Origin of the sequence: Solirubrobacter pauli (assembly GCF_003633755.1) — a bacterium.
GTDB classification, from domain to species: Bacteria; Actinomycetota; Thermoleophilia; order Solirubrobacterales; family Solirubrobacteraceae; genus Solirubrobacter; species Solirubrobacter pauli.
Genome location: NZ_RBIL01000001.1, coordinates 597237 through 623779, shown reverse-complemented (window position 1 = coordinate 623779; position 26543 = coordinate 597237). Strand labels below are relative to the sequence as shown.

General features: G+C 72.6%; 26 protein-coding genes. 9 read left to right on the top strand and 17 right to left on the bottom strand.

What is annotated here, in order from left to right; translation table 11 throughout:
- Positions 1-52: 52 nt before the first annotated feature.
- Both C8N24_RS02885 and C8N24_RS02880 read right to left on the bottom strand, forming a co-directional pair.
- Positions 53-1456: an NCS2 family permease gene (locus tag C8N24_RS02885; protein ID WP_121247820.1), complete on the bottom strand. Its 1404-nt coding sequence runs from the start codon at positions 1454-1456 to the stop codon at positions 53-55.
- 55 nt (positions 1457-1511) lie between these two features.
- Positions 1512-2372 carry an oxygenase MpaB family protein gene (locus tag C8N24_RS02880; RefSeq protein ID WP_121252890.1) on the bottom strand — a complete coding sequence of 287 codons (861 nt, stop codon included), beginning with the start codon at positions 2370-2372 and terminating at the stop codon, positions 1512-1514.
- Between the two features lie 37 nt (positions 2373-2409).
- Between C8N24_RS02880 and C8N24_RS02875 the strand changes: the two genes are divergently transcribed.
- Both C8N24_RS02875 and C8N24_RS02870 read left to right on the top strand, forming a co-directional pair.
- Complete coding sequence (locus C8N24_RS02875; protein ID WP_121247818.1) at positions 2410-2958, top strand: RNA polymerase sigma factor; 549 nt, start codon at positions 2410-2412, stop codon at positions 2956-2958.
- A complete protein-coding gene (locus tag C8N24_RS02870; protein ID WP_121247816.1) occupies positions 2955-4211 on the top strand; it encodes a hypothetical protein in 1257 nt (418 codons plus the stop codon). Before C8N24_RS02875 ends, C8N24_RS02870 begins: the two co-directional genes overlap by 4 nt.
- On the opposite strand, the gene C8N24_RS02865 is transcribed toward C8N24_RS02870, so the two are convergent.
- Positions 4208-6241, bottom strand: coding sequence for an ATP-dependent metallopeptidase FtsH/Yme1/Tma family protein (locus tag C8N24_RS02865; protein WP_121247814.1), 2034 nt, complete (start codon positions 6239-6241; stop codon positions 4208-4210). The two genes, C8N24_RS02870 and C8N24_RS02865, sit on opposite strands and share 4 nt — an antisense overlap.
- Positions 6242-6406: 165 nt before the next feature.
- Entirely contained in the window at positions 6407-7726 is a 1320-nt protein-coding gene (locus C8N24_RS02860; RefSeq protein WP_121247812.1) for a dihydrolipoyl dehydrogenase family protein, read from the bottom strand.
- A gap of 65 nt (positions 7727-7791) precedes the next feature.
- Between C8N24_RS02860 and C8N24_RS35300 the strand changes: the two genes are divergently transcribed.
- On the top strand, positions 7792-7917 hold the full coding sequence (locus C8N24_RS35300) for a hypothetical protein (protein ID WP_281272610.1): 126 nt from the start codon (positions 7792-7794) through the stop codon (positions 7915-7917).
- Here the strand turns inward: C8N24_RS35300 and C8N24_RS02855 are convergent.
- Positions 7914-8258, bottom strand: a complete 345-nt coding sequence (locus C8N24_RS02855) for a VOC family protein (RefSeq protein WP_121247810.1) — start codon at positions 8256-8258, stop codon at positions 7914-7916. The genes C8N24_RS35300 and C8N24_RS02855 overlap by 4 nt on opposite strands.
- A 107-nt stretch (positions 8259-8365) precedes the next feature.
- On the opposite strand from C8N24_RS02855, the gene C8N24_RS02850 reads away from it, so the two are divergent.
- Positions 8366-8638 carry a DUF4190 domain-containing protein gene (locus C8N24_RS02850; RefSeq protein ID WP_121247808.1) on the top strand — a complete coding sequence of 91 codons (273 nt, stop codon included), beginning with the start codon at positions 8366-8368 and terminating at the stop codon, positions 8636-8638.
- 4 nt (positions 8639-8642) lie between these two features.
- Here C8N24_RS02850 and C8N24_RS02845 read toward each other — a convergent pair whose 3' ends face one another.
- From C8N24_RS02845 to C8N24_RS02830, 4 genes are all read right to left on the bottom strand, one after another.
- Positions 8643-9245 carry a hypothetical protein gene (locus tag C8N24_RS02845; protein WP_121247806.1) on the bottom strand — a complete coding sequence of 201 codons (603 nt, stop codon included), beginning with the start codon at positions 9243-9245 and terminating at the stop codon, positions 8643-8645.
- 10 nt (positions 9246-9255) lie between these two features.
- A complete protein-coding gene (locus C8N24_RS02840) occupies positions 9256-10635 on the bottom strand; it encodes an aspartate aminotransferase family protein (protein ID WP_121247804.1) in 1380 nt (459 codons plus the stop codon).
- A gap of 144 nt (positions 10636-10779) precedes the next feature.
- Positions 10780-12540, bottom strand: a complete 1761-nt coding sequence (locus C8N24_RS02835) for an alpha/beta fold hydrolase (RefSeq protein ID WP_121247802.1) — start codon at positions 12538-12540, stop codon at positions 10780-10782.
- An 89-nt stretch (positions 12541-12629) separates the two neighbouring features.
- Positions 12630-13286: a DUF305 domain-containing protein gene (locus tag C8N24_RS02830; RefSeq protein WP_170178807.1), complete on the bottom strand. Its 657-nt coding sequence runs from the start codon at positions 13284-13286 to the stop codon at positions 12630-12632.
- Between the two features lie 157 nt (positions 13287-13443).
- Between C8N24_RS02830 and C8N24_RS02825 the strand changes: the two genes are divergently transcribed.
- Both C8N24_RS02825 and C8N24_RS02820 read left to right on the top strand, forming a co-directional pair.
- Entirely contained in the window at positions 13444-15453 is a 2010-nt protein-coding gene (locus C8N24_RS02825; protein ID WP_170178806.1) for a hypothetical protein, read from the top strand.
- A gap of 38 nt (positions 15454-15491) precedes the next feature.
- Positions 15492-16289: a siderophore-interacting protein gene (locus tag C8N24_RS02820; RefSeq protein ID WP_121247796.1), complete on the top strand. Its 798-nt coding sequence runs from the start codon at positions 15492-15494 to the stop codon at positions 16287-16289.
- Positions 16290-16304: 15 nt separating this feature from the next.
- Here the strand turns inward: C8N24_RS02820 and C8N24_RS02815 are convergent, their stop codons facing one another.
- The 4 genes from C8N24_RS02815 to C8N24_RS02800 form a co-directional block, all read right to left on the bottom strand.
- Positions 16305-17027 (bottom strand): metallophosphoesterase family protein, encoded by a 723-nt coding sequence (locus C8N24_RS02815; protein ID WP_121247794.1) that lies wholly within the window; start codon positions 17025-17027, stop codon positions 16305-16307.
- Positions 17028-17573 (bottom strand): alpha/beta fold hydrolase, encoded by a 546-nt coding sequence (locus C8N24_RS02810; RefSeq protein WP_121247792.1) that lies wholly within the window; start codon positions 17571-17573, stop codon positions 17028-17030.
- Positions 17574-17633: 60 nt separating this feature from the next.
- The gene (locus tag C8N24_RS02805; RefSeq protein WP_170178805.1) at positions 17634-18212 is read right to left on the bottom strand and encodes an ArsR/SmtB family transcription factor; all 579 of its coding nucleotides are present in this window, start codon (positions 18210-18212) and stop codon (positions 17634-17636) included.
- Between the two features lie 85 nt (positions 18213-18297).
- Positions 18298-18744: a hypothetical protein gene (locus C8N24_RS02800; RefSeq protein WP_121247788.1), complete on the bottom strand. Its 447-nt coding sequence runs from the start codon at positions 18742-18744 to the stop codon at positions 18298-18300.
- Positions 18745-18923: 179 nt separating this feature from the next.
- On the opposite strand from C8N24_RS02800, the gene C8N24_RS02795 reads away from it, so the two are divergent.
- Positions 18924-20690, top strand: a complete 1767-nt coding sequence (locus tag C8N24_RS02795) for an NHL repeat-containing protein (protein ID WP_121247786.1) — start codon at positions 18924-18926, stop codon at positions 20688-20690.
- A gap of 70 nt (positions 20691-20760) precedes the next feature.
- Entirely contained in the window at positions 20761-23382 is a 2622-nt protein-coding gene (locus C8N24_RS02790; protein ID WP_121247784.1) for a helix-turn-helix transcriptional regulator, read from the top strand.
- A gap of 106 nt (positions 23383-23488) precedes the next feature.
- Here C8N24_RS02790 and C8N24_RS02785 read toward each other — a convergent pair whose 3' ends face one another.
- A complete protein-coding gene (locus C8N24_RS02785; protein ID WP_121247782.1) occupies positions 23489-23770 on the bottom strand; it encodes a YciI family protein in 282 nt (93 codons plus the stop codon).
- The gene (locus C8N24_RS02780; RefSeq protein WP_121247780.1) at positions 23771-24157 is read right to left on the bottom strand and encodes a nuclear transport factor 2 family protein; all 387 of its coding nucleotides are present in this window, start codon (positions 24155-24157) and stop codon (positions 23771-23773) included.
- Positions 24158-24193: 36 nt separating this feature from the next.
- Between C8N24_RS02780 and C8N24_RS02775 the strand changes: the two genes are divergently transcribed.
- Positions 24194-24616 (top strand): MarR family winged helix-turn-helix transcriptional regulator, encoded by a 423-nt coding sequence (locus tag C8N24_RS02775; protein WP_121247778.1) that lies wholly within the window; start codon positions 24194-24196, stop codon positions 24614-24616.
- On the opposite strand, the gene C8N24_RS02770 is transcribed toward C8N24_RS02775, so the two are convergent.
- Both C8N24_RS02770 and C8N24_RS02765 read right to left on the bottom strand, forming a co-directional pair.
- Entirely contained in the window at positions 24617-26002 is a 1386-nt protein-coding gene (locus C8N24_RS02770; protein WP_121247775.1) for a class II 3-deoxy-7-phosphoheptulonate synthase, read from the bottom strand.
- Positions 26003-26024: 22 nt separating this feature from the next.
- Entirely contained in the window at positions 26025-26489 is a 465-nt protein-coding gene (locus C8N24_RS02765; RefSeq protein ID WP_121247773.1) for a VOC family protein, read from the bottom strand.
- Between the last annotated feature and the right edge of the window lie 54 nt (positions 26490-26543).

Here is a 26543-nt window from a genome sequence, read left to right as displayed (position 1 = left end):
CGGCAGCCCTGATCACCATTGGGAATGCCCCTAAGAGACCCCTACTCGATCCCTAGAAGATGTGCTCCGACAGCCACTGGTTCGTGAAGAACGCGAGGAACAGCGGCACGAGCGCCCACATCAGCGGGTGCACCTGGCGGGCGCGGCCCGTCGAGGCCATGACCGCCACGTAGCCGAGCACGCCGAGCCCGATGCCCGCGGCGATCGAGAACGTCAGCGGCACGCCCGCGATCACGAGGAACGCGGGGATCGCGGCCTCGGGGCGCGACCAGTCGACGTCGGCGACGAGCCGGATCATCAGGAAGCCGATCATGATCAGCGCGGGCGCGACCGCCGGGTGGGTCTCCTGCTGCGCGCCCTCCGGGCCGATCAGCACCGTCTGCGCCACGACCGCGATCAGCGGCACGAAGAAGATCGTCAGCACGAAGCAGCCGGCCGTCACCAGCGAGGCGAGGCCCGTGCGCGCGCCCTCGGCGACGCCCGCGCCGGACTCCACGTAGGTGGTGTTGGACGAGGTGCCGAGCACGCCGCCGCCGGCCGCCGCGATCGAGTCCACGAGCAGCAGGTTCTTGAGCTTCGGCGGGTCGCCCTTCTCGTCGAGCAGATCACCGGCGCGCGAGACCGCGACCGCCGTGCCGATCGTGTCGAAGAAGTCGGTCACGAACAGCACGAAGATCACCGGGATGAGCGCCCACGTGAGCGCGTCCAGCAGGTTGTCCGGGGCGAGCGCGTCGCCGATCGTCGAGAAGTCGTCGCCCTTGGGCAGGCGCGCGATCTCGTCCGGCGTGTCCAGCACCCCGAAGATGAGGCCGAGCGCGGCCGACACGAGGATGCCGACGAGGATCGCGCCGCGGAACCCGCGCGCGGTGAGCACGATCATCACCAGCAGGCCCGCGAGCGCGATCAACGGCGCGCCGTTGGTGAGCACGCCGAGGCCGATGCCGGTCGCCGGGTTGTTGACCGTGATGCCCGCGTCGCGCAGGCCGACGAGCGTGATGAACAGGCCGATGCCGACGCCGATCGAGAGCTTGATCTCGTGCGGGACGGCGCGCATGATCGCCTCGCGCAGACCCGCGAGCACGAGGATGATCGCCACCACGCCCTCGATGACGATGCACGCCATCGCCACCTGCCACGGCAGCTCGCGGCCGAGGATGAGGTCGAAGGCCACGACGGCGTTGATGCCGAGGCCCGCGGCGAGCGCGAACGGCAGGTTGGTCGCCAGGCCCATGATCGCCGTGAACAGCGCGGCGCCGAGCGCCGTCGCCACGGTCACCGCGTCCACCGGCAGCCCGGCGGCGCCGAGGATCGCCGGGTTCACGAACACGATGTAGGCCATCGTCAGGAAGGTCACGACGCCACCGAGGACCTCGGTGCGCACGGTCGAGCCGCGCTCGCGGATGTGGAAGTAACGCTCGAGCGCGGAGCCCTCGTTCGGAGACGTGCTGGCGGCCATGGCGCAGCACGCTACAACGCAATCCGGAGGGAAGAGGTGGACCGTCGGTCGAGATTCACCGACGTTCCGGGAACGTTCCCAGGTCCTCGACGCGGTACCCCTCCGAGTAGATCGCGAACTCGCGACGCTGGTGCACGTAGAGCGGCTCGCGGCGGGCGGGCAGGCGCCGGATCAGCGCCGCGCGGGCGCGCAGCCCGCCGACCGCCAGCGCACGGGCGCGCGCGCCCGGGTCGGGGTAGCGGAACGCCGCGCGCAGCGGGTCGTCGAGCAGCGTCAGCGTCACGCGACGCAGCAGCTCCCGCAGCGGGCGTGGGTAGAAGCCCACGAGCAGCCGCAGCGTGGCGTCGGACACCGCCCGGCCGCCGGGGGAGAACGCGAAGTGCTCGCGCTCGTACTCGTCGAGCAGGGTCGCGAACGCGTCGTAGGTCTCCGGGATCGCCTTGATGTTCATGTGGCGGCCGAGCTCGCGGTAGTAGTTCGTGCTGGCGACGCGCTCGACCTCGCTCAAGGGGCGGTAGCCGAAGCGGGCGATCCAGCGCGTCGGCACCACCACGAACGTCGACAGCACGTAGCGCATGTCCTCGTTGGAGATCGCGTAGGCGCCGTGCATCTGGTTCATCCGCCGGAGCGCCGCGCGGCCGGTCGGGCTGCCGAACCCGTGCTGGATGACGGCCTCGAGGATCAGCCCGGTGTCCGCGTAGCGCTTGTGCGTACGGCGCTCGAACTCGCCCGTGCGCGAGAGCAGCTCGCCGATGGTCGGCACCGCGTAGGTCCGGTACAGGGCGAGCCCGAGCGACTGCGTCAGGTCCCAAGGGAACTCGTGCGCGCCGAGCAGGCGGTAGATCTCGGCGTAGTCGGCCGCGGGGTCCATCCGGGCGATCTCGCGCTGCCAGTGGTCACGTCGCACGACGGGCATCGTCACAGAACTCGGCGAGGTGGTCACTTAGGGGCGGATGCCGGAGGAGCTGACCACCGCCGAGGGGTTCGTCGCGCTGTACCGGCGCGAGTCGGAGCTGGTGCTGCGGTTCTGCGCGCGGCGCGTGCTCGACGCCGAGACCGCGGTCGACCTGTGCGCGGAGACGTTCGCGCAGGCGTTCCGTGGCCGGAGCAGCTTCCGCGGGTCGAGCGAGCTGGAAGCGCGCGCGTGGCTGCTGACGATCGCCCGCCGTCAGATCGCCCGTTACCTGAAGAAGGGCGTGCTCGACCGGCGCGCGCGGGAGGCGCTCGGCATCCAGACGCCGCAGCTCCTGGAGGGCGAAGCCGAGGAGATCGAGCACCGGATGGGTCTGGCGCCCTTGCGCGCGGCGTTGGCGGAGGAGCTGGAGCGGCTCGGTGGAGACCAGCGCGAGGCGCTGCGCCTGCGCGTCGTCGAGGAACGCTCGTACCCCGAGGTCGCGTCCTCGCTCGGCGTGAGCGAAGCGACCGCACGGGCGCGCGTGTCCCGCGGGCTCCGCGCGCTCGCGGCGTCGTTGGAAGTGCGATGGGAGGGTGACCGGCCATGAGGGTCCTGGACGAGCTGGGACAGGAGATCGAGCGGGTGGCGAACGCGGCCGGCGACGTGCGCCGGCGGCGCCGCTGGTGGCGGCCCGGCGTGCTCTTCACGGCGCTCCCGCTGTGCCTCGGGACCGTCGCGGTCGCCGCCACCACCGGGCTGCTCCAGGGCGAGCCGGTGCGCAACCCGCCGGACGTGAAGCTCAACCCGAAGGAAGGCCGAGGCGTCACCGTCGACTCGGGCAGGCTCTTCGATCTGCGCGTTGCCGACCCGGCGGGTGGATTGCCGTGGGGACTGCGCGTCGTCGAGACGTCGAGAGGGCTGGGCTGCGTGCAGGTCGGCCGCGTGAGCGAGGGCAAGCTCGGCGTGCTCGGCCGGGACGGGGCGTTCGGCGACGACGGCAGGTTCCATGAGCGGGGCGCCGAGGTGGTGCAGCAGAGCGAATGCCAGCTCGCCGACGGCGCAGGCCACGTGTTCATCGCGGTCGGGTACTCGGGATTGCCGGCGAGTGGCGACTCCTCTGGCTGCGACGCGCGCGGCGACGACGGCACGCGACGCGCGTGCCCGGCCGGCTCCCTGCGCGACGTCTACTACGGCCTGCTGGGGCCTGAGGCGACGGCGATCACCTACGAGGACGCGGACGGGCAGGTCGTGCGCGAGCCGGTCCAGAGCCCCGAGGGCGCCTATCTCTTGGTGAAGCCGACCCCGCCCGGCCGGCGTCGCGTCGGCCAGTACATGGTCGGTGTCTCACCCGCCAGCGGTCTTCGCTCGGTGGAATACCGCGACGGCAGCACGTGCCGGCGCCGCAAGTCCGGCGTGCTGCGGTGTCCGCTGAAGGGCCTCGTCATGCCGCGCCTCGAGACCGCGACCCGCGAGGAGGTGGCGGCTCCGGTGCGCGTCCGCGTCGGGCAACGTCCCGAGTGGCCCGGCGGCGACAAGCGGCTCCCGGCCCAGCGACGGATCACGTTCAGCTTCCGCGCGCGGCGCGCGGCCGACGCCCGCGAGTACTACACGTTCGAGGCCACCGTCACGCAGTCACGCCCCGTCAAAGGCTGCTTCGACGGTGCTCTGGGCGGGGCGATCGCGAAGGACCTCGCCGCCGGCAGCGAGGCCTCGCGGGTCATCTATCTCCCCTACGTGTGCCGCGGGCGCGTGAAGATCCGCGTCGGCTACGCCCAGGAGCGCAAGCCGAACGGAGTGCCGTTCGGCGGTGCGGGCCGGGCCAACGACTGGGTCGACGTGGCGAGCGCCGAGATCCCCTAGCCGAGCGCGCGCTTGTTGTGCTTCTCGGCGCGGAAGGCCGCGATCGCCGAGCCCACGTCGGCCGGCGTCGGGACCCACAGCTTGCCCGACGGCTTGCGCTGCGGCTCGGGCTCCTCGGCCACCGGCTCGACCACGGGGTCGGGCAGCGGCTGGAGGTTGGGGCGGCGCGCGGCGGGCGTCGAGCCCTCCATCGCGGCGGCGATCTCGAGGTGGTCGATGTCCCCGGCGGCGAGCAGCGCCTGCGTGAGCCGCTCGAGCTGCTCGCGGTGCTCCTCGACGAGCGCGATCGAGTCGCGGTAGGCCTCTTCGACGATCCGGCGGACCTCGCTGTCGGCGGTCGCCATCGCGACGTCCGAGCGCATGCCGACGACCTGGCCGACGGCGGCGCTCAGGCCGTACTGCTCGACGGCGGCGCGGGCGATCTGGTTCGCCTTCTCGAGATCGTTCGCGGCGCCGGAGGAGACCGTGCCGTAGATGACGTGCTCGGCCGCGCGGCCGCCGAGGATGTAGATCAGCTGCTCGTGGATGTGCTGCGCGGTGTGCAGCGCGCGGTCCGAGCGGCCGACGACGGCGAAGCCGGCGGCCTGGCCACGCGGGTTGATCGTGGCGTGCAGGGTCTTGTCGACGGTCGGGCACAGCTCGGCGGTGAGGACGTGGCCGGCCTCGTGGTAGGCGACGGCCTCCTTCTCACCCGCCGCGAGCATCGCGGACGCCTTGCGCGGTCCGGCGACCACGCGCAGGAAGCCCTCGAACAGGTCCTCGTGCGTGATCACGGAGCGCTCGGCCCGGGCGGCCATGATCGCGCCCTCGTTGAGCATCTCGGCCAGCTCGGCACCGCTCGAGCCGGCGGTCACCTTCGCGAGCTGCGGCAGGTCGACGTCGTCCGCGAGCGGCTTGCCCTTCGAGTGGACGCCCAGGATCGCCAGGCGGCCCTCCTCGGACGGCGCGCCGACGTGGATGTGGCGGGAGAAGCGGCCGGGGCGCAGCAGCGCCGGGTCCAGCGTGTCGAGGCGGTTGGTGGCCGCGATCACGAGCACGCGCTCGTTGCCGCTGAAGCCGTCCATCTCGACCAGCAGCTGGTTGAGCGTCTGGTCGGACTCGCGGTTGGACTGGCCGCCGTCCGCGCCGCCGCCGCGCTTGGCGCCGATCGCGTCGACCTCGTCGATGAAGATGATCGCGGGCGTGCCCTGGCGCGCCTTGGCGAACAGGTCGCGCACGCGGCTCGCGCCGACGCCGACGTACATCTCGACGAAGTCCGAGCCGGACATGGCGAAGAAGGACGCGCCCGCCTCGCCCGCGACGGCCTTGGCGAGCAGCGTCTTGCCCGTGCCGGGAGGGCCGTAGAGCATCAGGCCGGAGGGCATCTTCGCGCCGAGCCGGCGGTAGGCGTCGGGCGCCTTGAGGAACTCGACCAGCTCGGCGGCCTCGTGCACGGCCTCGTCGCAGCCCGCGACGTCGGCGAAGCGCACCGAGGGCAGCTCGCCCTGCTTCTCGGCCTTCTTGGTGTGCTGGGCGTGCACGCCGCCCTGCGCCTTGGCCTGCTGGCGCTGCAGGTAGATGATCAGGCCGATCACGGCGAACAGGCCGAAGATCATCAGCAACGCACCCCAAGGGAAGCCACGGCGGGCGAAGCTCGTGTCGATGTCGACCTCGGCGCCCGCGGCGGCCAGCTCCTCGGCGAGGTGGTTCTCGTCGGTCGGTGAGTAGCCGACGACGTGCTTGGCGCCGTCCTTGAGCTCGATCTCCGCGCGGAACTCAGCGGGCTTGAGCTCGGCCGCCTTGACGGTCTTGTCCTTGATCGCGGTGCGCAGGTCCGTGTAGGAGAACGTCTCGGCGACGGTGCCCCTGGGCGCGGTGGGCGGCCGGGTCGACGACTCGCCGCCGACGACGGCCGCCAGCGTGGCGGTCGACCCGAGGAGCACGATCAGCGTGAGCGTGATCGCGATGCCGGGGCGCGGGCGGAGCCAGGCGAGCGCCGCCCGGAACGGGAAGGAGACGGCGGTCAGCAGTCGGCGCAGGAAGGAGGACATGGGGAGCCTTGGTCAGGTCGGCGGTCGTTCAATGATTCGGGCGTCCGCCGCCCCGTCAGTCATGCGGCGTCCCCCTTACGGGGGGTTATCGGTCGCGAGCGTCCAGTTCATGACCCCCGCGACTCAGACCCGCCGTGCATTGAACCGCTGCTTACCTAGGGTTAGCTAAAGACGCTTGATCAGGTCCTTGAGCGTCCACAGGTAGATCTCGCTGAACGTCGGGAACGGCTGGATGGTGTCGAGCAGCACGTCGAGCGGGATCTGCGCGCGGATCGCGAGCGTGGCCTGCTGGAGCCACTCGCCGGCCTCGGGGGCGAGCGCGTGCGCGCCGGTGAGGCGGTGCCCGTCGCTCAGGAGCGTGAGGTAGCCGGGGGAGTCGGCGTAGTTGCGCGTGTACGCGGCGGTCTTGGCCACGTCGGGCAGGCGGTAGGTCGCGCTGTACTCGGCCTCGGTCGCGCCGACCGCGGCGGCCTGCGGGTCGGTGTAGGTGACGCGCGGAACGGCGTCGTAGTTGGCCTCGCGCGGGGTGCCGAGGATGTTGGCGGCGGCGATCCGGCCCTGGTACTTGCCGACGTGGGTGAGCGGGAAGATGCCGGTGATGTCGCCGATCGCCCACAGCCGGTCGGTGACGCGCATGTGCGCGTCGACGGGCACGCCGTGCGGGCCGGCTTCGACCCCGACCGTCTCCAGCCCGATCCCCTCGGTGCGCGGGCGACGGCCGGTGGCGACGAGCAGCTTGTCGCCGCGGACCTCGCGGCCGTCGTCGAGCGTGAGGACGTAGTCGCCGTCCTCCTGGCGCGCGGCGGTCACGCCCGTGCCGAGGATGAGCTCGATCCCGTCGGCCTCCAGCGCCGTCGCCAGGGCCTCGCCGAGCTGGGCGGGCTCGCGGCCGAGCAGGTGCGCGGACCGCTCGATCAGCACGACCTCGGCGCCGAAGCGGCGCACGGCCTGCGCGAGTTCCGTGCCGACCGGGCCGCCACCCATCACGAGCAGCCGGCGCGGCACCTCCTTCATGCCGGTCGCCTCGCGGTTGGTCCACACGCCCTCGAGCTCGCGCAGGCCGGGGACGGGCGGGATGACGGCGTCGGCGCCGTTGGCGAGCACGACGTCCTTGGCGGTGTACGTGCGGCCGTCGACCTCCACGGCACCCGGGCCGGCGAGCGTGCCGGCGCCGCGCACGAGCGCGATCCCGTTGTCGGCGAGCCACCGCTCCTGACCCGCGTCCGAGTAGTCGGAGACCATGAAGTCGCGCCACTTCAGCGCGGCCTCGACGTCCACCTCGGCGGTCGCGAGCGCATCGCGCGCGGCGTGCACGGCCTCCCCCGGTCGCAGCAGCGTCTTGGACGGGATGCACGCCCAGTAGGAGCACTCGCCGCCGACCAGCTCGCGTTCGACCACCGCGACCTTCAGCCCACCCTCGGCCAGCGCGCCCGCCGTGTGCTCGCCCGGCGAGCCGCCGCCCATCACGATCACGTCGTAGTCCATGCCGCGGAAGCTACACGGGGGAAAACCCGAAGCCGGTCTTCCCGGCGCGCCGGTACGCTCGCCGCATGGTCGAGTTCCTCGTCGTCCTCGCCGGCCTGGGCTTCGTGTGCCTGGTCACGGCGCTGTTCGTGGTCATCGCGCGCTTCTTCGCCAAGCGCTGGCTGTCGGACGACGACGGCTCCTCGCTCTAGGCCGACGCGGCGAACGCGATCGCGTTCCCGTCCGGGTCGGGGACCTTCACGTGGCGCACGCCGCTGGTGTACGTCTCGACCGGCTCGTGCTCGATGCCCGCGTCGGTCAGCCGACGCAGCAACACGTCGAGGCCGCTCGCGACCATCGTGATCCGGCCGGTGCCCGCCCGCTGCGGGTTGGGCTCGATGAACAGCGACGCGTGCTCGTCGACGTCCCAGATGATCTCGTTGCCGACGCGCAGGTCCGGGGCACGGCCGAACAGCCGCGTGTACCAGTCGAGACTCGCGTCGAGGTTCGTGACGGGGACGCCGGCGAGGAGGTGTGTGATCGCGCTCTGCATGTCACGACCTAAGACCCCGGCGATGCGCAGAACTCATCACTGGTGCTCGCTCCCGGTGCGCACGAAACGCTGACTTTTCTGCGGGATCGCCGGGTATTCGGTCGATCATGAGCACCTATGGAGACGTGACGCACACGCAGTCTTCCTCCGAAACGCCGGGCAAGGCCACCGCCTCGCTCGTGCTCGGGATCGTCGGGCTCGTCCTGATCCCGATCATCCCGTCGATCCTCGCGATCGTGTTCGGCAACAGCGCCAAGCAGCAGATCGATGGTTCCGGCGGCCGGCTCGGCGGCCGCGGCCTGGCCAGCGCCGGCGTCGTCCTCGGCTGGGTGGCCCTCGCCCTCTGGGCCCTGTTCATCGTCGCCGTCGTCGCGTTGTAGTGCGCTAGGCCGGGTGGTCGCGCACGAAGCGCTCGCGGAACGCGGTGCGCGACGTGCGCGACACGCGGTTCAGGTACCAGGCGTTGAAGTCGCCGTACAGCAGTCGCACGCCCGTGAACAGGCCCGCCTCGTGCTTCGCGCGGGCCAGCGCGAGGATGAGCGACGGCTCGTCGTCGAACGCCGGGTCGAGGGCTCCGGCCAGGATCGGGACCGCGGTCGCGCGGTCGCTGCGGTAGCCGTAGACCGCTCCGTTGTGAACGAGCGGCGAGCACGCCGCCCGCACGAGCTGGACGATCTCCTCCTCGAGCCGGCCGCGGAAGCGCCGCCGGTTGCGCAGCTGGCGAGGGAGCGCCGTCGGGCGGGCGCCGACCAGCGCCAGCTTGTCCGCCACCGCGACGGGCACCGTCTCGCCGACCTCGGCGAGCGAGCGCACCGGGAAGCCCGCCTTCTCGTAGCGCCGCAGGATCGCCTCCTCGGTGCGGACTTGCCACAGATCCGGGTCGGCCAGGGTGGACTCGACCGCGCGGGTCACGACCGCGACGGCTTCCGCGCTCGGGGTGACGCCGGAGCGCAGCCGCCGCGCGTCCTTTCCGTTCGGGGAGCTCAAGCCGCGCAGCCTAGCCGCGGCCGCTGACCTCCCGCGCGAAGGCCTCGAACGCGTCGACGTAGGCCTGCAGGTCGGCCTCGGCGTGCAGGACGGACAGGGTCCACTCCTCGTCCTGGCCGGGCGTCATGAAGATGCCGTGGTTCATGTGGAAGAGCCAGGCGAGGTCGGTGAGCTCGTGGTGGATCTTGGTCAGGTAGTCGCGGTACTCGAGCACCGGCTCGGTGGACATGACGACGCAGCCCTTCGAGCCCATGCCGACCGTGTGGGCGGGCAGGTCGTAGGCGGCGATCACGCGGTCGCACTCGGCCATCAGGTGCGCGTTGAGCGCATGCAGGCGCGTGTACGCGTCGTCGGTGAGGACGTCGATCAACGTCGCCTGCGCGGCGGCCATCGTCAGCGGGTTGCCGTTGAACGTGCCCTGCTGCTTGACGCGGCCCTCGGCGACCAGCGCGCCGAGCGGCTCGGTCATGCCGATCGCGCCGCCCGGAAGGCCCCCGCAGATCGCCTTGGCGAGGCAGACGACGTCGGGCAGGACGCCGTACAGCTCGGTCGCCCCGCCCGCGGCGACGGCGGCGCCCGTCTTGACCTCGTCGAAGATCAGCACCGCCCCGGCGGCGCTGCACAGCGACCGCACGCGCTCGAGGTAGCCGTCGACCGGTGGGACGATGTTCACGTTCATCATCGCCGGCTCCATGATCACGCCGGCGACGTCCTCGCCGAGCGCGGCGGCCAAGGCGTCCGCGTCGTTGAACGGCACCACGCGCGTCGCGGCCGCGGTCCCGGCGGCGAAGCCCTCGCCGTAGGGCACCGAGGCGGGCGCCGAGCGCGGACCCATCCGGTCCGGTGGCGGCTTGACGGACACCATCACGGCGTCGTGGTGCCCGTGGTAGGTGCCCTCGATCTTGACGATCACGTCCCGCCCGGTCGCGCCGCGTGCGAGGTGGACCGCGTCCATGGTCGACTCGGTGCCGGAGTTCGTGAAGCGCCATGCGGGCAGCCCCCAGCGCCGGCGCAGCTCCTCGGCGACGACGATCGAGCCCTCGGTCGGCGCCGCGAAGTGCGTGCCGAGCGCCATCCGCTCGGCGACGGCCGCGGCGATCACGGGGTTGGCGTGCCCGACGCACATCACGCCGAAGCCGTTGTGGAAGTCGCGGTAGCGGTTCCCGTCGACGTCCCATACGGCCGCACCGGACCCGCGCTCCAGGTACACGGGCCACGGGTCGGCCCGCTGGAACTGCGACGGCACGCCGCCCGGCATCACCGCGGCGGCGCGGGCGAAGTACTCACCCGAGCGCGCCGTGCGCTCGCGCAGCCTCGCGCGCTCGCGCTCCGCGAGCGCCTGGACATGCGCGGGATCGAACGGCTGCGAGGTCGGCAGCGTCGTTGCCATTGCTCGAACACCCCCTGAGCGGTGGGAGAAGACCGGCATGGCAACCGTACCGGCGGCGAAGGCGGAACTCGGTACGGATATCCCGCCTGTGCGCGCGGAGGTCGCGGTCGTCCTCGACCGCGACCTCCTGCATGCCCTACGCGCTCAGCGCGCGCTGAACGTCGTGCCGCCGAGCGTGCCCGTCGCCGACGTGCGCGTGAAGCGCACCGTGCCCGCGGCGGCCTGCGAGCCGCTCACCGTCAGCGTGCCGGAGGAGCCGCGCAGCGTGCCGGAGACCTTCACGCCGCGCACCCACTCGACGCCGTGCAGCGTGATCGAGGACCCCTTGCCGGTGATGTAGCCGGCACGCAGGCCCGGCAGCCGGAACGACTTGTCGGTGTCGACGGCCGTCGTGTCGAAGGCGATCCCGGTCAACGTCACCCGCACCGCGCTGAACGTGCGCCCAGCGAGGCCGGACGTGCCCGTGGGGCGCAGGCTCGCGATCGACGCGGGGATGAACGGCCCGGCCGGGAGCGCCGCCCGGTCGCGCGCGCTGATCTGCGAGCACCGCTTGACCTCCTGGCCGCGCAGGAAGGCGATCAGGCCCGTCCGCGCGCAGCCGGTGAAGTCGGTGGTCACGACGGAGTGGCCGGCGGACCGCACGGCGAGCAGCTTGCCGTTCGGGTACTGGCCGAGCGTGCGGCGCGCGCTCTCGAGCGGCGTCCGCAGGTCCTGGCGGCCGGCGATGATCAGCACCGGCACGTCCGGGCCGCCGAACGGCACGCCCTCGGGCTTCGGAGTCGGCGGCCGCTGGGCGCACAGCTCGGCGAGCGAGGAGCCGATGACGACCTCCGGGTCGAACGGCTCGAAGGCCGCGGTGCGGGCGGCGACGAACGCCTTCAGCGCGTCGGCGCGGCTGGCGATCGGCGAATCCGGCGCCCACGGCAGGCGCGCCTCGACGCACGACGTCGCGAGCAGGCGCGAGATCGAGCTCTCCGGCCCACCGCCGCGCTCGCCGCTCGAGGTGACCGACACGAGGTGGATCAACGGCGCGGCGTCACCCGCCGCCAGCGAGGCGATCGCCGCGGGCAGGCCGGCGCGCAGCAGCGGCGCCGTGTCGCTCGCGGTGATCAGGTTGTAGAGCGAGGCCTGCGTGATGCGCGCGGTGCTCACGCGCCCGGACGGCGAGACGAGCGGACCGCGCAGGGAGCCGTCGCCGAGCCGCTTCACCGCCGCTTCGAGCGCGTCGGCCGGCACCTGGACCGTCTCGTGGCAGACGCCCGGGAAGCACACCTCGCGCAGCACGCGCGGGGCGCCGAGCGTGCGCAGCTCGTCGACGCCGTCGAGCCCGTCGACGGGCGTGGGGGAGTCGAGGATGGCCGCCGCGGTCGAGCCGGGGTAGCGGCGGAGGTACTCCTGCGCGACCTGCGTGCCGTAGGACACGCCGAACAGCGTGAGCTTGTCCGCGCCGATCGCGACGCGCAGCCGCTCAAGGTCGTGCGCGGTCTGCGACGTCGTCCAGAACGTGCGGCGGTCACCCAGCTTGGCGGCGCACGCGGCGACGTCGTCGCCGTCCTCGACGTCGCAGTCGACGGCGCCGGACCCGCCGGTGCCGCGCTGGTCGATCGCGACGATGTCGTAGCTCGAGCGCAGCGGCTCGATGATCTCGGCGAAGTCGTTCAGGATCGGCAGAGCGGCCTGGCCGGGCCCGCCGGTGAGGATCACGAACGTGCCGGTCTTGGCGCCGGTGGCCTTCAACGTCCCGTACGACAGGTCGACCGTGCCGGGCGCGGTGCCCTTATGGTCGAGCGGAACCGTGAGCTTGCCGCACTCGGCGCCTTCCGGGCACTGCGCGGAAGCGCTGGCGGGTGCGAGGCCGATGACCCCGAGGGTCAGTACGGCGAACGTCGCTACGCGTGACAGCAAAGGGGCCTCTCATGGTGGACTCAGAGGAGCAGGGGCGAGCGTGCCTTACCCCAGAATCCGGAGGCCTCAAACCGCTCAGGGCTTGTGCATCACGAGAGCTTCTCGGAGAGCTCGGCCATGCGCTGGATCTCGATGCTCTGGTCCGAGTCGACGTGCCCGACGAACTGGCTGATCTCCGCCTCGCTGCCGCCGCCGGCGAACACCAGGTCGCGGACCATCTGCAGCGCGCCCTCGTGGTGCTGGGTCATGAACTGCAGGAACAGCCGATCGAACTCCCTGCCCTTGGCGGCCTTGAGCTCGGCGAGCTGCTCATCGGTGAGCATCCCGGGCATCGACGCGTGGTCGGCGTGGCCGCCGTCCGCCTTGAAGTTGCGGTTCTCGAGCCACTGCTTCATCAGCAGCACCTCGTCCTGCTGGGAGACCTCCATGCGCTTGGCCAGGAGGCGCACGCTGGTGTCGCCGCCGTTCTTGGGCACGAGCGCGGTCATGACCAGCGCCTGGTCATGGTGCAGGATCATCTTCTGCATGAACTCGACGTCCTCGGGCACGAAGCCGCCGCCCTTGGGCGTCGGCGTGGGGACGACCTCCTTGGACTCCTCGCCCGGCGCGCCCGGCTGGATCACCTTGACGTCGGGCGCGGTGGTGGCCTGCGCCTCGGCCGGAGCAGCCGTGTCCGGCGCCGCCGGATCGTCCTGCTTGGCGCCACCGCAGCCCGCCAGGGCGGCGGAAACGACAAGGATCGTCAAGCGTGACCTGTGCACCCGCATCGCGCCAGCGTAACGCCATGTGACCCGCCTGAGTCCGAAATGAGTTGCGCTGGACCCGCACATGAGGGTATTTTTCGCCGCCGAGGGCCCGCGGTCGCGGGAAGTATCCATCGTTATGGAGGGGGTTCCCATACCCATGTCGCATCACGCGACGCATCGCCGTGCGCGGCGAGTTTTCGGCGCTGCCTTAGGCGCGGCCGTCCTGTTCGGCGCGACGGCCGTCTCGGCCTCCGCGCAGCAATTCCCGGTCACCTCGGGTGACCCGCGCATCGGCCTCGCGCCGGGCGTCGACGACGCGACGGCCGGCAAGGCCGCGCTCGGCCTGCAGCATCTGGCCAACCGCCCGAAGCCCGCCGCGGTCGCCGGTACGAACTCGGACCTCGCCTTCCAGGGCGACTACGCGTTCAACGGCAACTACGACGGCGTCAACATCTACAACATCGCCGACCCGGCGGATCCGAAGCTCGTCACGTCGATCTTCTGCCCCGGCAGCCAGAACGACGTCTCGGTCTGGAACAACCTGCTGTTCGTCTCGGTCGAGTCGACGAGCGCCCGCAAGGACTGCGCCCGCGGGACCGGCACGGCGGCTCCCGCCGACGCCTTCCGCGGCATCCGCATCTTCGACATCTCGGACATCCAGAACCCGAAGCAGGTCGCCGGCGTGCAGACCTGCCGCGGCTCGCACACGCACACCCTGGTGCGTCCGAAGAACGACGCGGCGAACCTCTACATCTACGTCTCGGGCACGGCGGCTGCGCGCGCCAGCACGGAGCTCGCGGGTTGCTACAAGAGCTCGAACCCGGGCCTGGAGCCCGATGACGCGGCTGCGAGCGGCAAGTCCTCGCGCTGGCGCATCGACGTCATCAAGGTCCCCGTCGCCGACCCGGCGTCCGCCGCCGTGGTGAGCGGCCCGCGCCTCTTCGCCGACGAGGCGACCGGCAAGCACGACGGCCTGCAGCAGACGCTGCCGACCCCGCAGCACCCGTCCGGCACGAACTGGTCGCCGCAGCCGATCAGCGACGCCTGCCACGACATCACGGTCTACGAGGAGATCAACCTGGCCGCCGGCGCCTGCGAGGGCAACGGCCTCCTGATCGACATCTCCGACCCGGCCAACCCCAAGCGCATCGACGCGGTCGCCGACCCGCTGTTCGCCTACTGGCACGGCGCCACGTTCTCCAACGACGGCAAGGCCGTCCTCTTCACCGACGAGTGGGGCGGCGGCTCCGGCGCTCGCTGCCGCGCGACCGACCAGATGAGCTGGGGCGCGGACGCGATCTACGAGATCGTCAACAACAAGCTCGTCTTCCGCAGCTACTACAAGCTGCCGGTGGCGCAGACGGTCAACGAGAACTGCGTCTCGCACGTCGGCAACCTGATCCCCGTGCCCGGCCGCAACATCATGGTCCAGGCCTGGTACCAGGGCGGCGCGTCGATCATCGACTGGACCGACCTGTCGAAGCCGAAGGAGATCGGCTACTTCGACCGCGGCCCGCTCAACACGACGCAGCTGCCGTCCTCGGCCGGCTACTGGTCGACCTACTGGTACAACGGCCGCATCTACGGCTCGGAGATCGCGCGTGGCTTCGACTCGCTGAAGCTCACGCCCACGGCGAACCTGACCGCCGGCGAGATCGCCGCGGCTGAGCGGCTTCCCAAGCAGGCGCGGCTGAACGCCCAGAGCCAGGACAAGGTCACGACGTGGGCCTCGGCTCCGGTCGAGGCGCCCGTGGGTGGCACCGTTCCGGCCACGCTGTCGCTCTCGCTGGGCGCGGCGCAGCCGCTCGGCCCGTTCACGCCGGGTGTCGCCAAGCTCTACGAGGCGACCACGAAGGCGACCGTCACCTCCACCGCCGGTGACGCGACGCTGAGCGTCGCCGATCCGTCGAGCACCGCCACCGGCCATCTGGTCAACGGCACGTTCTCGCTGCCGCAGCCGCTGCAGGTCCGCGCTCGCAACGCGGCCAACACCGGCACGGCGTACAACAACCTCGGGTCGGGCCTGAACCTCCTGACCTACAGCGGTCCGGTCTCCAACGACCAGGTCGACGTGCAGTTCGGTCAGCAGATCAACGCGAACGACGCCCTGCGCACGGGCTCGTACTCGAAGACGCTGACGTTCACGCTCTCGACGACGAACCCGTAAGACCGGCCGGGCACCGGCGTTAGGGTACCCTAACGTCGGTGCTCACCGCGACGCTGAAGGACCGGGTCCAGCTCACGCCCCGGATGCTGCGCCTCACGTTCGAGGTGCCCGGCGCCGCCGTCGGCGGCCGGCCCGACGACTGGCTGCAGATCTTCTTCGGCGAGCCCGGCGACCACGAGCGCCGCCGCAACTACACCGTGCGCGATGCGCGCCCGGACGAGGTCGTCGTGGACTTCGCGCTGCATGAGGGCGGGCTCGCCGCCACGTGGGCACGGGAGGCCGACCTGGGGGAGCAGCTCGTGTGGATCGAGACCGCGGGCGGCTACGAGCGGCCGGCGGACGCGCGCTGGCAGCTGCTCGTCGGCGACCTCACGGCGCTGCCCGCGATCGGCCGGATCCTCGAGTCGACGCCCGCGGGGCTGCGCACGATGGTCGTCGCCGAGGTGTTCGACGCGGCCGACCGCCAGCGGTGGGACACCGCGGCCGACCTCGACGTGCGCTGGCTGCACGGCAGCGGCGACGGCGACGTGCCCAGCCGGCTCGACGACGTCGTCCGCTCCTGCCCGGAGCGGCTCGAGGAGGGCTACATCTGGATGGCGGGCGAGACGCGCACCGTACGCTCCGCCCGGCGCTACCTGCGCCACGAGCTCGGCCTGGACCGCACGCGCTACTCGCTCACCGGCTATTGGCTCGCCCACAGCGAGGAATGGCTCGAGCGTTACGCCCCGATCGCCGACGACATGGCGCAGCTGTGGGAACGCGGCGAGGCCGAGGGTCGCGACCCCGAAGAGCTCCAGGACGCGTACGACAACGCGCTCGAACGGGTCGGCCTCTAGGGCCGGCTCGCGACCCTAGGCGTCATCCAGCCCGAGCGCGCGGGCTCGCTCCCGCGCCGGCCGCGGGTCGTACGGCGCGCGCCGCCACGTCGCGGTCCGCGCCTCCAGGTCGAGCTCGAGCCAGAACGCGCCCGCGGCCGCCTCGGCGTCGAGCGCGCCGAACCAGCCGGTGCGCGGCGGCACGGGCGCGCCGACCGCACCCGGGTTCAGCAGCCACTTGCCGTGGCCGAGGTCGAGCGGCTCGTCCACGGCGATCCGCACGCGCCGGCGGCCCGGCGTGAACGCGGCGGCGAGGTGCGTGTGGCCGACCAGGCCGAGGTCGGAGCGCTGCGCGTCCAGGCAGGCGGCCGCGTTCGACGGCGTGACGAACTCCCACACCGGGTTGCGCGGACCGCCGTGCCAGCACTGCACGCCCTCGCGGCGTGCGGCCGGCCGGCGGCCGCGCATCCACGCCAGGTCGTCCTCGCCGAGCTGCTCGCGCGCGAGCTCGAGGGAGCGCGTGGCGTCGCCCAGCCGCGACGGCTCGACGGAGCCGGTCGCCGCGTAGTCGTGGTTGCCGAGCAGCGCCACCGCGCAGCGCGCGCGGGTGGCGCGCACCACGTGCGCCGGGTCCGGACCGCCGCCGATCATGTCCCCGAGCGACCACAGCGCGTCCACCTCCGCGTCGTCGGCCGCGGCGAGCACCGCGTCGAGCGCCTCGGCGTGGCCGTGCGCGTCGGCGAAGACCGCGATCCGCATCTACGCGGTGTGCGCCACGATCGCCGCGACCACCGTGTCCCAGTGCCGGCGCGGCGGGTGCTCGTGACCGGTCTCGGGCAGCACCAGCAGGTGCGCGCCGTCGATCTCATGGGCGAGTGTGTGCGCGTGGGGGAGCGGGAACATCGTGTCGTCGGCGCCGTGGATCACGAGCGTCGGCGCCGTGATCTCGCCGAGATGCGGTCGCCAGGGATCGCCGAACCAGTCGTCGGGGCGCTCGCCGCCGGCCGTCGTGGACATCAGCGTGAGCGACGCGACCCGCTCCGGGTGCGCGATCGCCAGCTTCTGGGCGACCATCCCGCCCAGGGAGAGGCCGACGAGGTGCGCGCGGCCGAGCTCGTCGAGGCGGTCCAGCGCCTGGCGGACGAGCGCGTCGAGGTCCGGGCCGTCGGCCAGGTCGTAGCGGGCGACGTGGCGCCCGGCGGCGGCGAGCTGCATGCAGAACGCGTCGTCCCACGCGTGCCGCGTGTCCCCGGCGCCGTGCATCAGCAGGATCGCCGGGTCGGTCTTGGCTCCGAAGGTGTCCATGTGGAGCTTTGACTGCCGGACGCGGGCGAGCTCATCGCCCGCGCCCGGGTCGTGATGCGTCTACGCGCGCTTGAAGTGCAGCAGCGCGAGCTCCGTCTGGAACACGCCGTCGGTGCCACGCTCGGCGCTCTCGGCCGCGATGGCCAGCGCCTGCTCGTGCGTCTTGGCGAGGAGCTTGTTCAGCTTCTTCCACGCCTTCTCGTCGAGCTCGACGGGGGTGCGGGTGAGCACCACCTCGGGGTCGGTGAGCTTGTCGGCGTCAGCCGCGGCCGCGAGGTCGTCCACGAGCGCCGTGAGCGTCCCGTTCGAGAGCTCGCCGCGCAGCTGCGAGGGCAGCGTGCGCCACGTGGCGTCCTCGAGGGTGGGACGCGCGGTCGCCTTGTAGAAGTGCTGCAGCGCGCCGCGCACGGGCTCCGTGCGGACGAGCTCGACGCAGTTGTAGTCGCGCAGCATGCGGACGTGGTAGCTCACGACGCCGAGCGGCGCGCCCAGCTCCTCGGCGAGGTCTCCAGGGCTGGAGACACGCTCGCCGAGACGCTGGAGGATCTGCGCGCGGAGCGGATGCGCGAGGGCTTTGGCGATGCGGGCCTCGGAGGTTTCCCCCGCGGGCCGGCCGTTCTGTGACGAAGTGCTGGGCATGGTCGACTTCCAACGTATGACCGGTTCCTCAAGGAACGCCATGCGGTTTGTCAACATCTCGTCAAGGTCGCCGCAGCCCTTGCGATCAGCTCTCCTCGAACTTGTAGCCGCTCGCCATCAGTTCCTGCTGCGCGGCCTCGAGCTCCTTCACGCCGGCCGACGTCTGGATGCCGCCGAGCACTTTGACCATCTTCTGCGGGTCCTTGTCGCGCGCGGCGTCGGCGCCCTCGCGGAACGTGTCCGCGATCTGGGTGAGGCCCTTGATCAGGCGGCCATGCGCGTGCTCGGCGTCGTCGGGCGGGGTGATCTCCTTCAGGTCGGCCACGGTCGAGTCGATGACCTTGCCGCCCGCGTCGAGGTCCGCGGCGATCTGCTCCGGCTCGCCGCCGGGGTTGACCGTGCTCAGCGACTTGGTGAGCGCGGCCTGCGCCTCGTTGACGCTCTTGACGTAGTCGTTCTTCTCGGCGGTCGAGCCGCAGCCGATCGCGACGCACGCGGTGGCGAGCGCGGCCAGTACGAGATGGCGCTTCATGGGAATGGTGGTTCTCCGGAATCAGGGATGGTGGGGAGGAGGCGCGGATTGTCCGGCTGCGCCCGCACCGCGACAATCAGGGAGCGACCCTGGAGTTAGCGCTCTCGGGGACCCTGAGCGGCTAAGTCCAGGGCGGCGCACGGATTGCCGGGGCGCCGGTGCGCGGCTTCAGTGCCGGGATGCTTCGACTCCTCCCCCTTCTCGTGGTGTGCGCGCTGGCGGTGCCGGCGGCCGCGTCCGCCGCGACCGCTGACCTCGACCCCAACTTCGGCACCGGCGGCCAGGTCCGGCTGCCCCAGGACCGCGTGCGCGCGGTGGCGCTCCAGCCCGACGGCAAGCTCGTGCTCGTCGCCGAGCACCTCGAGGCCACCGGGCGCATCTACCGGCTCAACGCGGACGGCTCGATCGACCGCGGCTTCGGCGACCAGGGCGTGGTCGCCATCGACGACCCGGCCGGCACGGACCGGCTGCGCGCCGTGGTGCTCCAGCCGGGCGGCAGGATCACGGTCGGCGGCGCCGCGGCCGGGCAGGCGCGGCTCTATCGCTTCGACGCGTCCGGCAAGCCGGACCCCAGCTTCGGCGCCGGCGGCGTCGTCGGGCTCACGGCGCCGACCGCGACCGAGCTCGTGCACTCGCTCGCGCTCGCCCCGGACGGCAAGCTCGTCGCGGCCGGGGAGACCGGCCCCGGCGCGACCGACGCGGTCGTGTGGCGCCGCCACGGGCACGACGGCTCACCCGACGGCACGTTCAACGCCGCCGGCCGGTTCCAGTTCGGCTTCGCGGTCGACTCGAACGAGCTCGCGGCCTCGGTCGCGGTTCAGCCGGACGGGCGGATCCTGGTCGCGGGCAACACGTCGGTGTCCACGGACGCGTTCGTCGCGCGGCTGGACCCGGTGCTGGGCTTCGACACGGCCTTCCGCGGTGAGGGCCGGTTCCGGCTGGACGTCGGCGCGAGCGAGTTCGGGACGACGGTCGTGGCGCTGCCCAGCGGCAAGATCGTCGTCGCGGGCCGCACGACCGCGGGCTTCAACGGCATCGTCTGGCAGCTGCTCCCGAGCGGCGCGCCCGACCTGTCCTTCAACGACACCGGCGTGCGCTTCGTCGACAGCGCCGCGGACGAGACGATCCGGAGCGTGCTGCCCCAGCCCGACGGCAAGCTCGTGCTCGTGGGCGCGACCACGGCGGGCCCGGGCGGCGACGCCGCGTTCTACCGCTTGACCGAGCAGGGCGCCATGGACACGACGTTCGAGGGTGACGGCGCGATCGGCTACGGCAGCGCGTTCCAGGAGGTGATGAACGGCGGTGTGCTGCAGCCGGACGGGAACATCGTCGGCGTCGGCTCCTCCGGTGGCGACGGCATCGTCTTCCGGCTGCTCGGCGACCCGCACCTGGTCAGCCTGAACGTCACCGGGCCGGGGCGCGTGACGTCGGACCCGCCGGGGCTGAGCTGCCCGGGGACCTGCACCGCGCGGTTCGACGTCGGCTCGACGGTGCGGCTGCGCGCCGTCCCGGAGGCGGGTGCGTTGCTCACGAGCTGGTTCGGGACGCCGTGCGCCGGGTCCGAGTGCGCGGTGCGCGTGGACGGACCGGTGACGGTCGGCGCCGAGTTCTTCCGCCCGCCGGTGGTGGTGCCGAGCGGCGGTGGCGGGACGACGGGTGGCGGCACCGCCGGCGGCGGTGGCGGGAGAGCGCCCGACACGGTCGCGCCGCGGATCACCCGCGCGTGGATCGTCGGGCGGACGGTGAACTTCCGCCTGTCCGAGCGCGCGAAGGTCACGGCGACCGTCAAGCGCGGGAAGCGCGTGAAGACGCGGGTCAGCGGCGAGGGCCGCTCGCTCAAGGTGCGCAAGCGGCTCCCGCGCGGGCGCTACACCGTCGAGCTCGTCGCCGTCGACCCGGCGGGCAACCGCTCGAGCACGGTCACGCTGCGGATGCGGGTGAGGTGAGCCAACCCCAAGGGTGCGGGCAGCCCCACTTGACCGCCCCCTGATGGATTGAGACCGTCAGCCGGCGATCATGAGCCGGCTGCGATCCACCACCGTCCTCTCTCCCCTGATCGAGCGGGACCCGGAGCTCGAGACCCTGCAGACCGTCGTCCGGGCGGGCCGCGGCGTCGTCGTCATCGAGGCCGCCGCGGGGCTCGGCAAGACCGCCCTGCTCGAGCAGGCCGCGGCGCTCGCGGGCGCCGACGGCTGGACCGTCCGGCGCGCGACGCCGAGCCCGCTCGAGCAGCGGCTGCCGTTCGGCGTCGTCCGCGCGCTGCTCGAGGCGCCGGCGCGCGAGCACCCCGACCTGGTGGACGGCGCCGCCTGCGCCGCCGGCGAGCTGCTGCGCGACGGCGTCTCGCCGCGCGGGGACTCCTCGCTGCTGACGATCGCGCACAGCACGCTGTGGTTCTGCTCGGCGCTGGCCGCCGACGCACCGCTCGCCCTGGTCGTCGACGACGCCCAGTGGGCCGACCGCATGTCGCTCGGCGTGCTCGCCTACCTGGCGCGGCGGATCGAGGACCTGCCGCTCGCGCTGTTCGTCGGCACGCGCACGTCCTCGGACCTGCTGTCGCTGCTGAGCGGCGTGCGCGCGGCGACCGTGCTGCAGCCGCGGCCGCTGTCGGCGCGCGGGGCGGCCGAGCTGATCCGGCGCGTCGCGCCCGAGACGCCCGGCACCGTCTGCCGCGACGTCCAGCGCGCCGCCGGCGGCGTCCCGTGGCTCGTGAGCGAGCTGGCGCTGACCGCTCCGGGCGAGATCTCCGCCTCGACGCGGGCGCGCGTGCGGCGCCGGCTCGCCGAGCTGGCCGCTCGCGAGCGCGCCGTGATCGAGGCGCTGGCCGTGGTCGGCGAGGACGCCTCCCGGCACGTGCTGGCCGAGGTCGCCGGCGTGTCCGTCGGTGAGGTCGGGGCGGCGCGCGACCTGCTCGTCGACGCGGGCCTGCTGACCGCGGACTGCGACCACTTCACCCACCCCGTCATCGCCGGCGCGATCGTCGCCGAGCTGAGCTGCGGCGAGCGCGAGCGCCTGCACCGCGCCGCCGCCCGTGCGTTGATCGGCGCGGGCGCCGAAGCGCGAGCGGTCGCCGGGCACCTGCTGGACGTCGGCCCGTCCGCCAACCCGGAGGTCACCGCGTGGCTCGTCGCGGCCGCGGAAGCGACCCGCGGCGAGGAGGCCGCCACCTACCTCCGGCGTGCCGTCGACGAGGGCGCCCCGACCGACGACCGCCCGGCCCTGCTCGCCGCGCTGGGCGTCGCCGCCTTCGACGCCGCCCTGCCCGAGGCCTACACCTGGCTCCACGCGGCCGCCGACGAGGCCGTCCGCACGCCCGACGTCGTGTCCCGCCTGGCCGGCCTCGGCGTGCCGCTGGACGAGGACGTCACGTCGCTCGACGCCTACGTGGGCGACTCCGGCACCCACGCGCGGCGAGTCGCCGCGCTGGCGCACGCCGACGATGTGGCGGCGCGCGGCGACGGTGCGCCGCACGGCGACGGCGCTCACGCGGCGCGTGGCGCCCACGCCGCTGCGCGGGTCTCGTCCGGCGACCACGCGGTCGTGCTCGCCCACCGCGCGCACCTCGCCCTCGCGGATGGCGATCCCCGCGCGGTCGCGCTGGCGGTCTCTGCGCTGGAAGAGCCGCGACTGCTCGCGCACGCGGACCGGCAGCGCGCGTACGAGCTCGCCGCGCGGGTGCTCGTCGTGGCCGGGCACGAGCGGGCGGAGGCGGCGGTGCAGGCGCTCGTCGACGCGGCCGGCAGCGCCCGGACGCGTGCGGCCGCGGCGGCCCTGGGCGCCGAGCTCGCGCTGCGGCAGGGCCGGCTCGCCGACGCCGAGGACGGTGCGCGGCGCGCGCTCGCGTATCCGGACCCGTTCTGCGGGGACGCACTCGCCGTGCTCGTCAGCGCGCTCGCCGAGCGTGGCGCGTTCGAGGACGCGCAGGCGGCGGTCCGGGGCTTCGACGGCATCCACTCGCTGATGGACGGCCCGGTGGAGACGCCGGCGCTGCGCGAGGCGCGGGCTCGGCTCGCGCTCGCCGAGGGCGCCTTCGAGCAGGTGCTGGACGACGTCTCGGGCGGGCCGGTCGCGGCGCTCGCGCTCGCGCACCTCGGTCGGCGCGCGGAGGCCGCCGCGGTCGCGGACGCCGCGCTCGCGGCCGCGGAGCGCTTCGGAGCCGCGTTGCCGATCGCCGCGGCGCTGCACGCACGGGCCGTCGCCGAGCCCGACCCGGCGCTGCGCGCCACGATCTGCGAGCGCGGGCTGATGTTCGCCGGGCACGGCCTCGAAGCCGTCCGGCTGCGGCTCGAGCTGGGCGCGGCGCTGGCGTACCTCGGCTCGCGCGTCGAGGCCCGCGATGCGCTGCGGCCCGCGCTGGCCGACGCCGACGCGGCTGGGGCCGTGCCCCTGGCCCAGCGCGCGCGCCGTGAGCTCGTCGCCACCGGGCTGCGTCCGCGCCAGGCGGCGCTCGAAGGGGCCGAGGCACTGACCCCGCGCCAGCGGCAGATCTGCGAGCTCGCGGCGGTCGGCAAGGGCAACCGCGCGATCGCGCAGGAGCTGTTCCTCTCGATCAAGACGGTCGAGACGCACCTCGCCGCCGGCTACCGCAAGCTCGGCGTCAACACCCGCGCGGAGCTGGCCGCCGAGCTCGCGGCCTAGCCGAAAGGCTATTTCGATCAGCCTCGGCTGATCGGTACGGTCGCCTCGACGGTCCTCTTTCGCCGTCGGGGGCGTCGCCACTGGCGGCGCCCCCGCGACTCGCTCCTCACAGCGCTTCGAGACCCTGCGCGGTCTGGGACGCGTTGAACTGGATCACCTCCACCGTCGCCACACCGCCCGTCACGAACGGGTCGGCGGCCGCGAGCGCCTCGACCGCCTCGCGGTCGTCGCCGCGGGCGATGATCACGCCGCCGGTCCGCGGCACGCGCCGGCCCGAGACGACGAAGTGGCCGTCGCGGTAGCCCTCGTCGAGCCAGCGCATGTGGTCGCGCATCAGCGCGTCCACTTCGTCGACGGGCTTGGTGTAGGTCAACAGCAGGACGAACATTCATGTGCTCCAGACGAGGTCACCGGTCACGCGCACCAGCCGCCAGCCGACCGCGGTGCGCGCCGCCTCGAAATGGTGCACCAGACCGGCGTCGTAGCGCTTCCCGGAGGCCTCGAAGTGGATGGCGAGGTGGTTCGAGCGGCCGTGCGCGCGGTCGCCGTCGACCTCCACGCGCAGGTCGGTGTTCAGGTGCTGCATGCGCGGGTACTGCTCGGCGCGCGCTCGGGCCTTCGCCGTCACCTCGGTGAGCCCGCGCAGCTCGCCGTTGGGGAACCGGAGCACGGCGTCGTCGGCGTAGACGCTGTCGAGCTCGTCGAAGCGCTGCTCGTCCAGCAGCTCGTACAGCCGGGCGATGAGGGTGGCGACAGCCACGCGATCGTTGGTCATGCCAACGAACCTACCATTGGTATAACCAACGATCAAGTGAAGGACACCCCCAAGCGACTGCAGCACCTGCCGTCCTGGCAGCTCAGCCAGGCGGCGCTGAACGGCGACCGGCTCGTCAACGAGGCACTCGGCACCGAGGGCGTGCGCAAGTACCACTTCCGCGTGCTCGTCGCGCTCGAGGACGACGGCCCGCTCAGCCAGGCCGAGCTGGGCCGCCGGCTCGCGATCGACCGCAGCGACATGGCCGCGGTGGCGGCCGAGCTCGAGCAGCGCGGCTACCTCGCCCGCACGCGCGACGAGCAGGACCGCCGGCGCAACGTGGTGACGATCACGCCCGCCGGAGGCGAAGCGCTCGCCCGCATGGACGAGGCGATCGACGGTGCGCAGCGCGCGCTCCTCGCCCCGCTCAGCGAGGCAGAGCGCCAGCAGCTCACGAGGCTGCTGGCGCGGCTGTTGTGACTACTTGCCGTTGCGGCGGAGCATGTCCACCACGAGGAACGCGAGCTCGAGCGACTGCTGGGTGTTCAGGCGCGGGTCGCACGCGGTCTCGTAGCGCGACCCGAGGTCGCCGTGCTCGATCATCTGCGCGCCGCCGAGGCACTCGGTGACGTCCTCGCCGGAGTGCTCGACGTGGATGCCGCCCGGGTGGGTGCCCGCCTTCGAGTGCACCTCGAAGAAGCCGTGGACCTCGTCCAGGATGCGGTCGAAGTGGCGCGTCTTGTGCCCGCTCGGGGACTCCTCGGTGTTGCCGTGCATCGGGTCGCACTGCCACACCACGCGGTGCCCGCTCCGCGTCACCGCGTCGACGATCGGCGGCAGCAGGTCGCGCACCTTGTCCGAGCCCATCCGCGAGACGAGCGTGACGCGCCCGTCGATGCGGTCGGGGTCGATCGCCTGCACGAGCTCGACCGCCATCTCGGGCGTCGTGGTCGGTCCGATCTTCACGCCGATCGGGTTCGCGAGCAGCCGGGCGAGCGCCACGTGCGCGCCGTCGAGCTGACGCGTGCGGTCCCCGATCCACACCTGGTGGGCGCTCAGCAGGTAGAGCTTGTCCTCGTTGAGCCGCAGCAGCGCGCGCTCGTAGTCGAGCACGAGCATCTCGTGCGAGACGAACATGTCGACGGTCCGCAGCGAGCTGTCGTCCACGCCACAGGCGGACATGAACCGCAGCGACCGGTCGATCTCGCGCGCGACCAGCTCGTAGCGCTGACCCGCCGACGAACGGCGCACGAAGTCCATGTTCCACTCGTGCAGGCCGTGCAGGTCGGCCATGCCGGCGCCGGTGATGGCGCGCGTGAGGTTCATGGCCGCCGCCGCGTTGGCGTACGCGCGCACGAGCCGGCCGGGGTCGGGCTGGCGGCCCTCCTCCGTCGCCTCCAGCGCGTTGACCATGTCGCCGCGGTAGGAGGGGAGCCCGGCGGCGTCGTAGTCGCTCGACCGCGGCTTCGCGTACTGCCCGGCGATCCGCCCGAGCTTCACCACCGGCGTCTCCGTGCCGTACGTGAGGACGATCGCCATCTGCAGCAGCGTGCGGATCGTCCCCCGCAGGTGCGGCTCGGTGTTGTCCATGAACGTCTCGGCGCAGTCGCCGCCCTGGAGCAGGAACGCCTCGCCGCGGGCGACCTCGCCCATGCGCTCCTGCAGCCGGTCGACCTCCTGCGGCACCGTGATCGGCGGTACGGCCTCGAGCAGCGTCCGCACGCGCGTGAGGTACTCGCGGTCCGGCCACGGAGGCTGCTGCGCGGCTGGTCGGGACAGCGCATCAGCGAGCGCGTCCGCGAGGTGATCGGGCAACGGAGGCAGGACCGGCAAGGCGGCCACGGGCACGTCGACGGTCCAAGTCATGGATGAGACGGTAGCCATGACCTCAGTCGGGCACGAACAGGCGGGCGCTCATCTGGTCGTCCGTGTGCGGGTAGAAGTCCCACAGCTGCTTGAGCTGAGCGCGCATGTCGTCCGGCAGCCGGTCCTTCCCGGGCGCGTCGATCTCGATCAGGTTGCCGGCCGGATCGCGCACGTAGAGCTGGACCACGTCACCGGGGAGCTCGACCAGGCGGTTCTTGAACGCGATGTCGTCGAACGCACCGCGTCGGTCAGCCGCGCGATACACGGGCTCCAGGTCGTCGACGGTGATCCCGAAGTGGTGATGGCTGGTCGGTTGGAGGTCGCGCTCGAACAGGTGCAGCTGCGTGCGCCCGAGCGCGAGCCACTGCACGGGGATCCCGAAGTTCGGCGTCGTCAACGGCTCTGCCCCGAGGAGGTCGACATAGAAGTCGACGGACTCCTGGAGGTCCGTTGCGTTGACGCTGACATGGTTGATCCGCAGACCCATCGGCACTCCTCTTCTACCGGTACGATCGGCGCTCCATCCGCCGGAGGAGAGCAT

Excerpts from the sequence above, each read along its gene's own strand:
- C8N24_RS02860 (WP_121247812.1), bottom strand. The coding sequence starts at position 7,726 with ATGGACTACGACGTGATCGTGATGGGCGGCGGCTCGCCGGGCGAGCAC.
- C8N24_RS02765 (WP_121247773.1), bottom strand. The coding sequence starts at position 26,489 with ATGGGTCTGCGGATCAACCATGTCAGCGTCAACGCAACGGACCTCCAG.
- C8N24_RS02805 (WP_170178805.1), bottom strand. The coding sequence starts at position 18,212 with ATGCCCAGCACTTCGTCACAGAACGGCCGGCCCGCGGGGGAAACCTCC.
- C8N24_RS02875 (WP_121247818.1), top strand. The coding sequence starts at position 2,410 with ATGCCGGAGGAGCTGACCACCGCCGAGGGGTTCGTCGCGCTGTACCGG.
- C8N24_RS02815 (WP_121247794.1), bottom strand. The coding sequence starts at position 17,027 with ATGCGGATCGCGGTCTTCGCCGACGCGCACGGCCACGCCGAGGCGCTC.
- C8N24_RS02790 (WP_121247784.1), top strand. The coding sequence starts at position 20,761 with ATGAGCCGGCTGCGATCCACCACCGTCCTCTCTCCCCTGATCGAGCGG.
- C8N24_RS02850 (WP_121247808.1), top strand. The coding sequence starts at position 8,366 with ATGAGCACCTATGGAGACGTGACGCACACGCAGTCTTCCTCCGAAACG.
- C8N24_RS02855 (WP_121247810.1), bottom strand. The coding sequence starts at position 8,258 with ATGCAGAGCGCGATCACACACCTCCTCGCCGGCGTCCCCGTCACGAAC.
- C8N24_RS35300 (WP_281272610.1), top strand. The coding sequence starts at position 7,792 with ATGGTCGAGTTCCTCGTCGTCCTCGCCGGCCTGGGCTTCGTGTGCCTG.
- C8N24_RS02840 (WP_121247804.1), bottom strand. The coding sequence starts at position 10,635 with ATGGCAACGACGCTGCCGACCTCGCAGCCGTTCGATCCCGCGCATGTC.
- C8N24_RS02785 (WP_121247782.1), bottom strand. The coding sequence starts at position 23,770 with ATGTTCGTCCTGCTGTTGACCTACACCAAGCCCGTCGACGAAGTGGAC.
- C8N24_RS02780 (WP_121247780.1), bottom strand. The coding sequence starts at position 24,157 with ATGACCAACGATCGCGTGGCTGTCGCCACCCTCATCGCCCGGCTGTAC.
- C8N24_RS02885 (WP_121247820.1), bottom strand. The coding sequence starts at position 1,456 with ATGGCCGCCAGCACGTCTCCGAACGAGGGCTCCGCGCTCGAGCGTTAC.
- C8N24_RS02865 (WP_121247814.1), bottom strand. The coding sequence starts at position 6,241 with ATGTCCTCCTTCCTGCGCCGACTGCTGACCGCCGTCTCCTTCCCGTTC.
- C8N24_RS02870 (WP_121247816.1), top strand. The coding sequence starts at position 2,955 with ATGAGGGTCCTGGACGAGCTGGGACAGGAGATCGAGCGGGTGGCGAAC.
- C8N24_RS02770 (WP_121247775.1), bottom strand. The coding sequence starts at position 26,002 with ATGACTTGGACCGTCGACGTGCCCGTGGCCGCCTTGCCGGTCCTGCCT.
- C8N24_RS02880 (WP_121252890.1), bottom strand. The coding sequence starts at position 2,372 with ATGCCCGTCGTGCGACGTGACCACTGGCAGCGCGAGATCGCCCGGATG.
- C8N24_RS02795 (WP_121247786.1), top strand. The coding sequence starts at position 18,924 with ATGCTTCGACTCCTCCCCCTTCTCGTGGTGTGCGCGCTGGCGGTGCCG.
- C8N24_RS02810 (WP_121247792.1), bottom strand. The coding sequence starts at position 17,573 with ATGGACACCTTCGGAGCCAAGACCGACCCGGCGATCCTGCTGATGCAC.
- C8N24_RS02800 (WP_121247788.1), bottom strand. The coding sequence starts at position 18,744 with ATGAAGCGCCATCTCGTACTGGCCGCGCTCGCCACCGCGTGCGTCGCG.
- C8N24_RS02825 (WP_170178806.1), top strand. The coding sequence starts at position 13,444 with ATGTCGCATCACGCGACGCATCGCCGTGCGCGGCGAGTTTTCGGCGCT.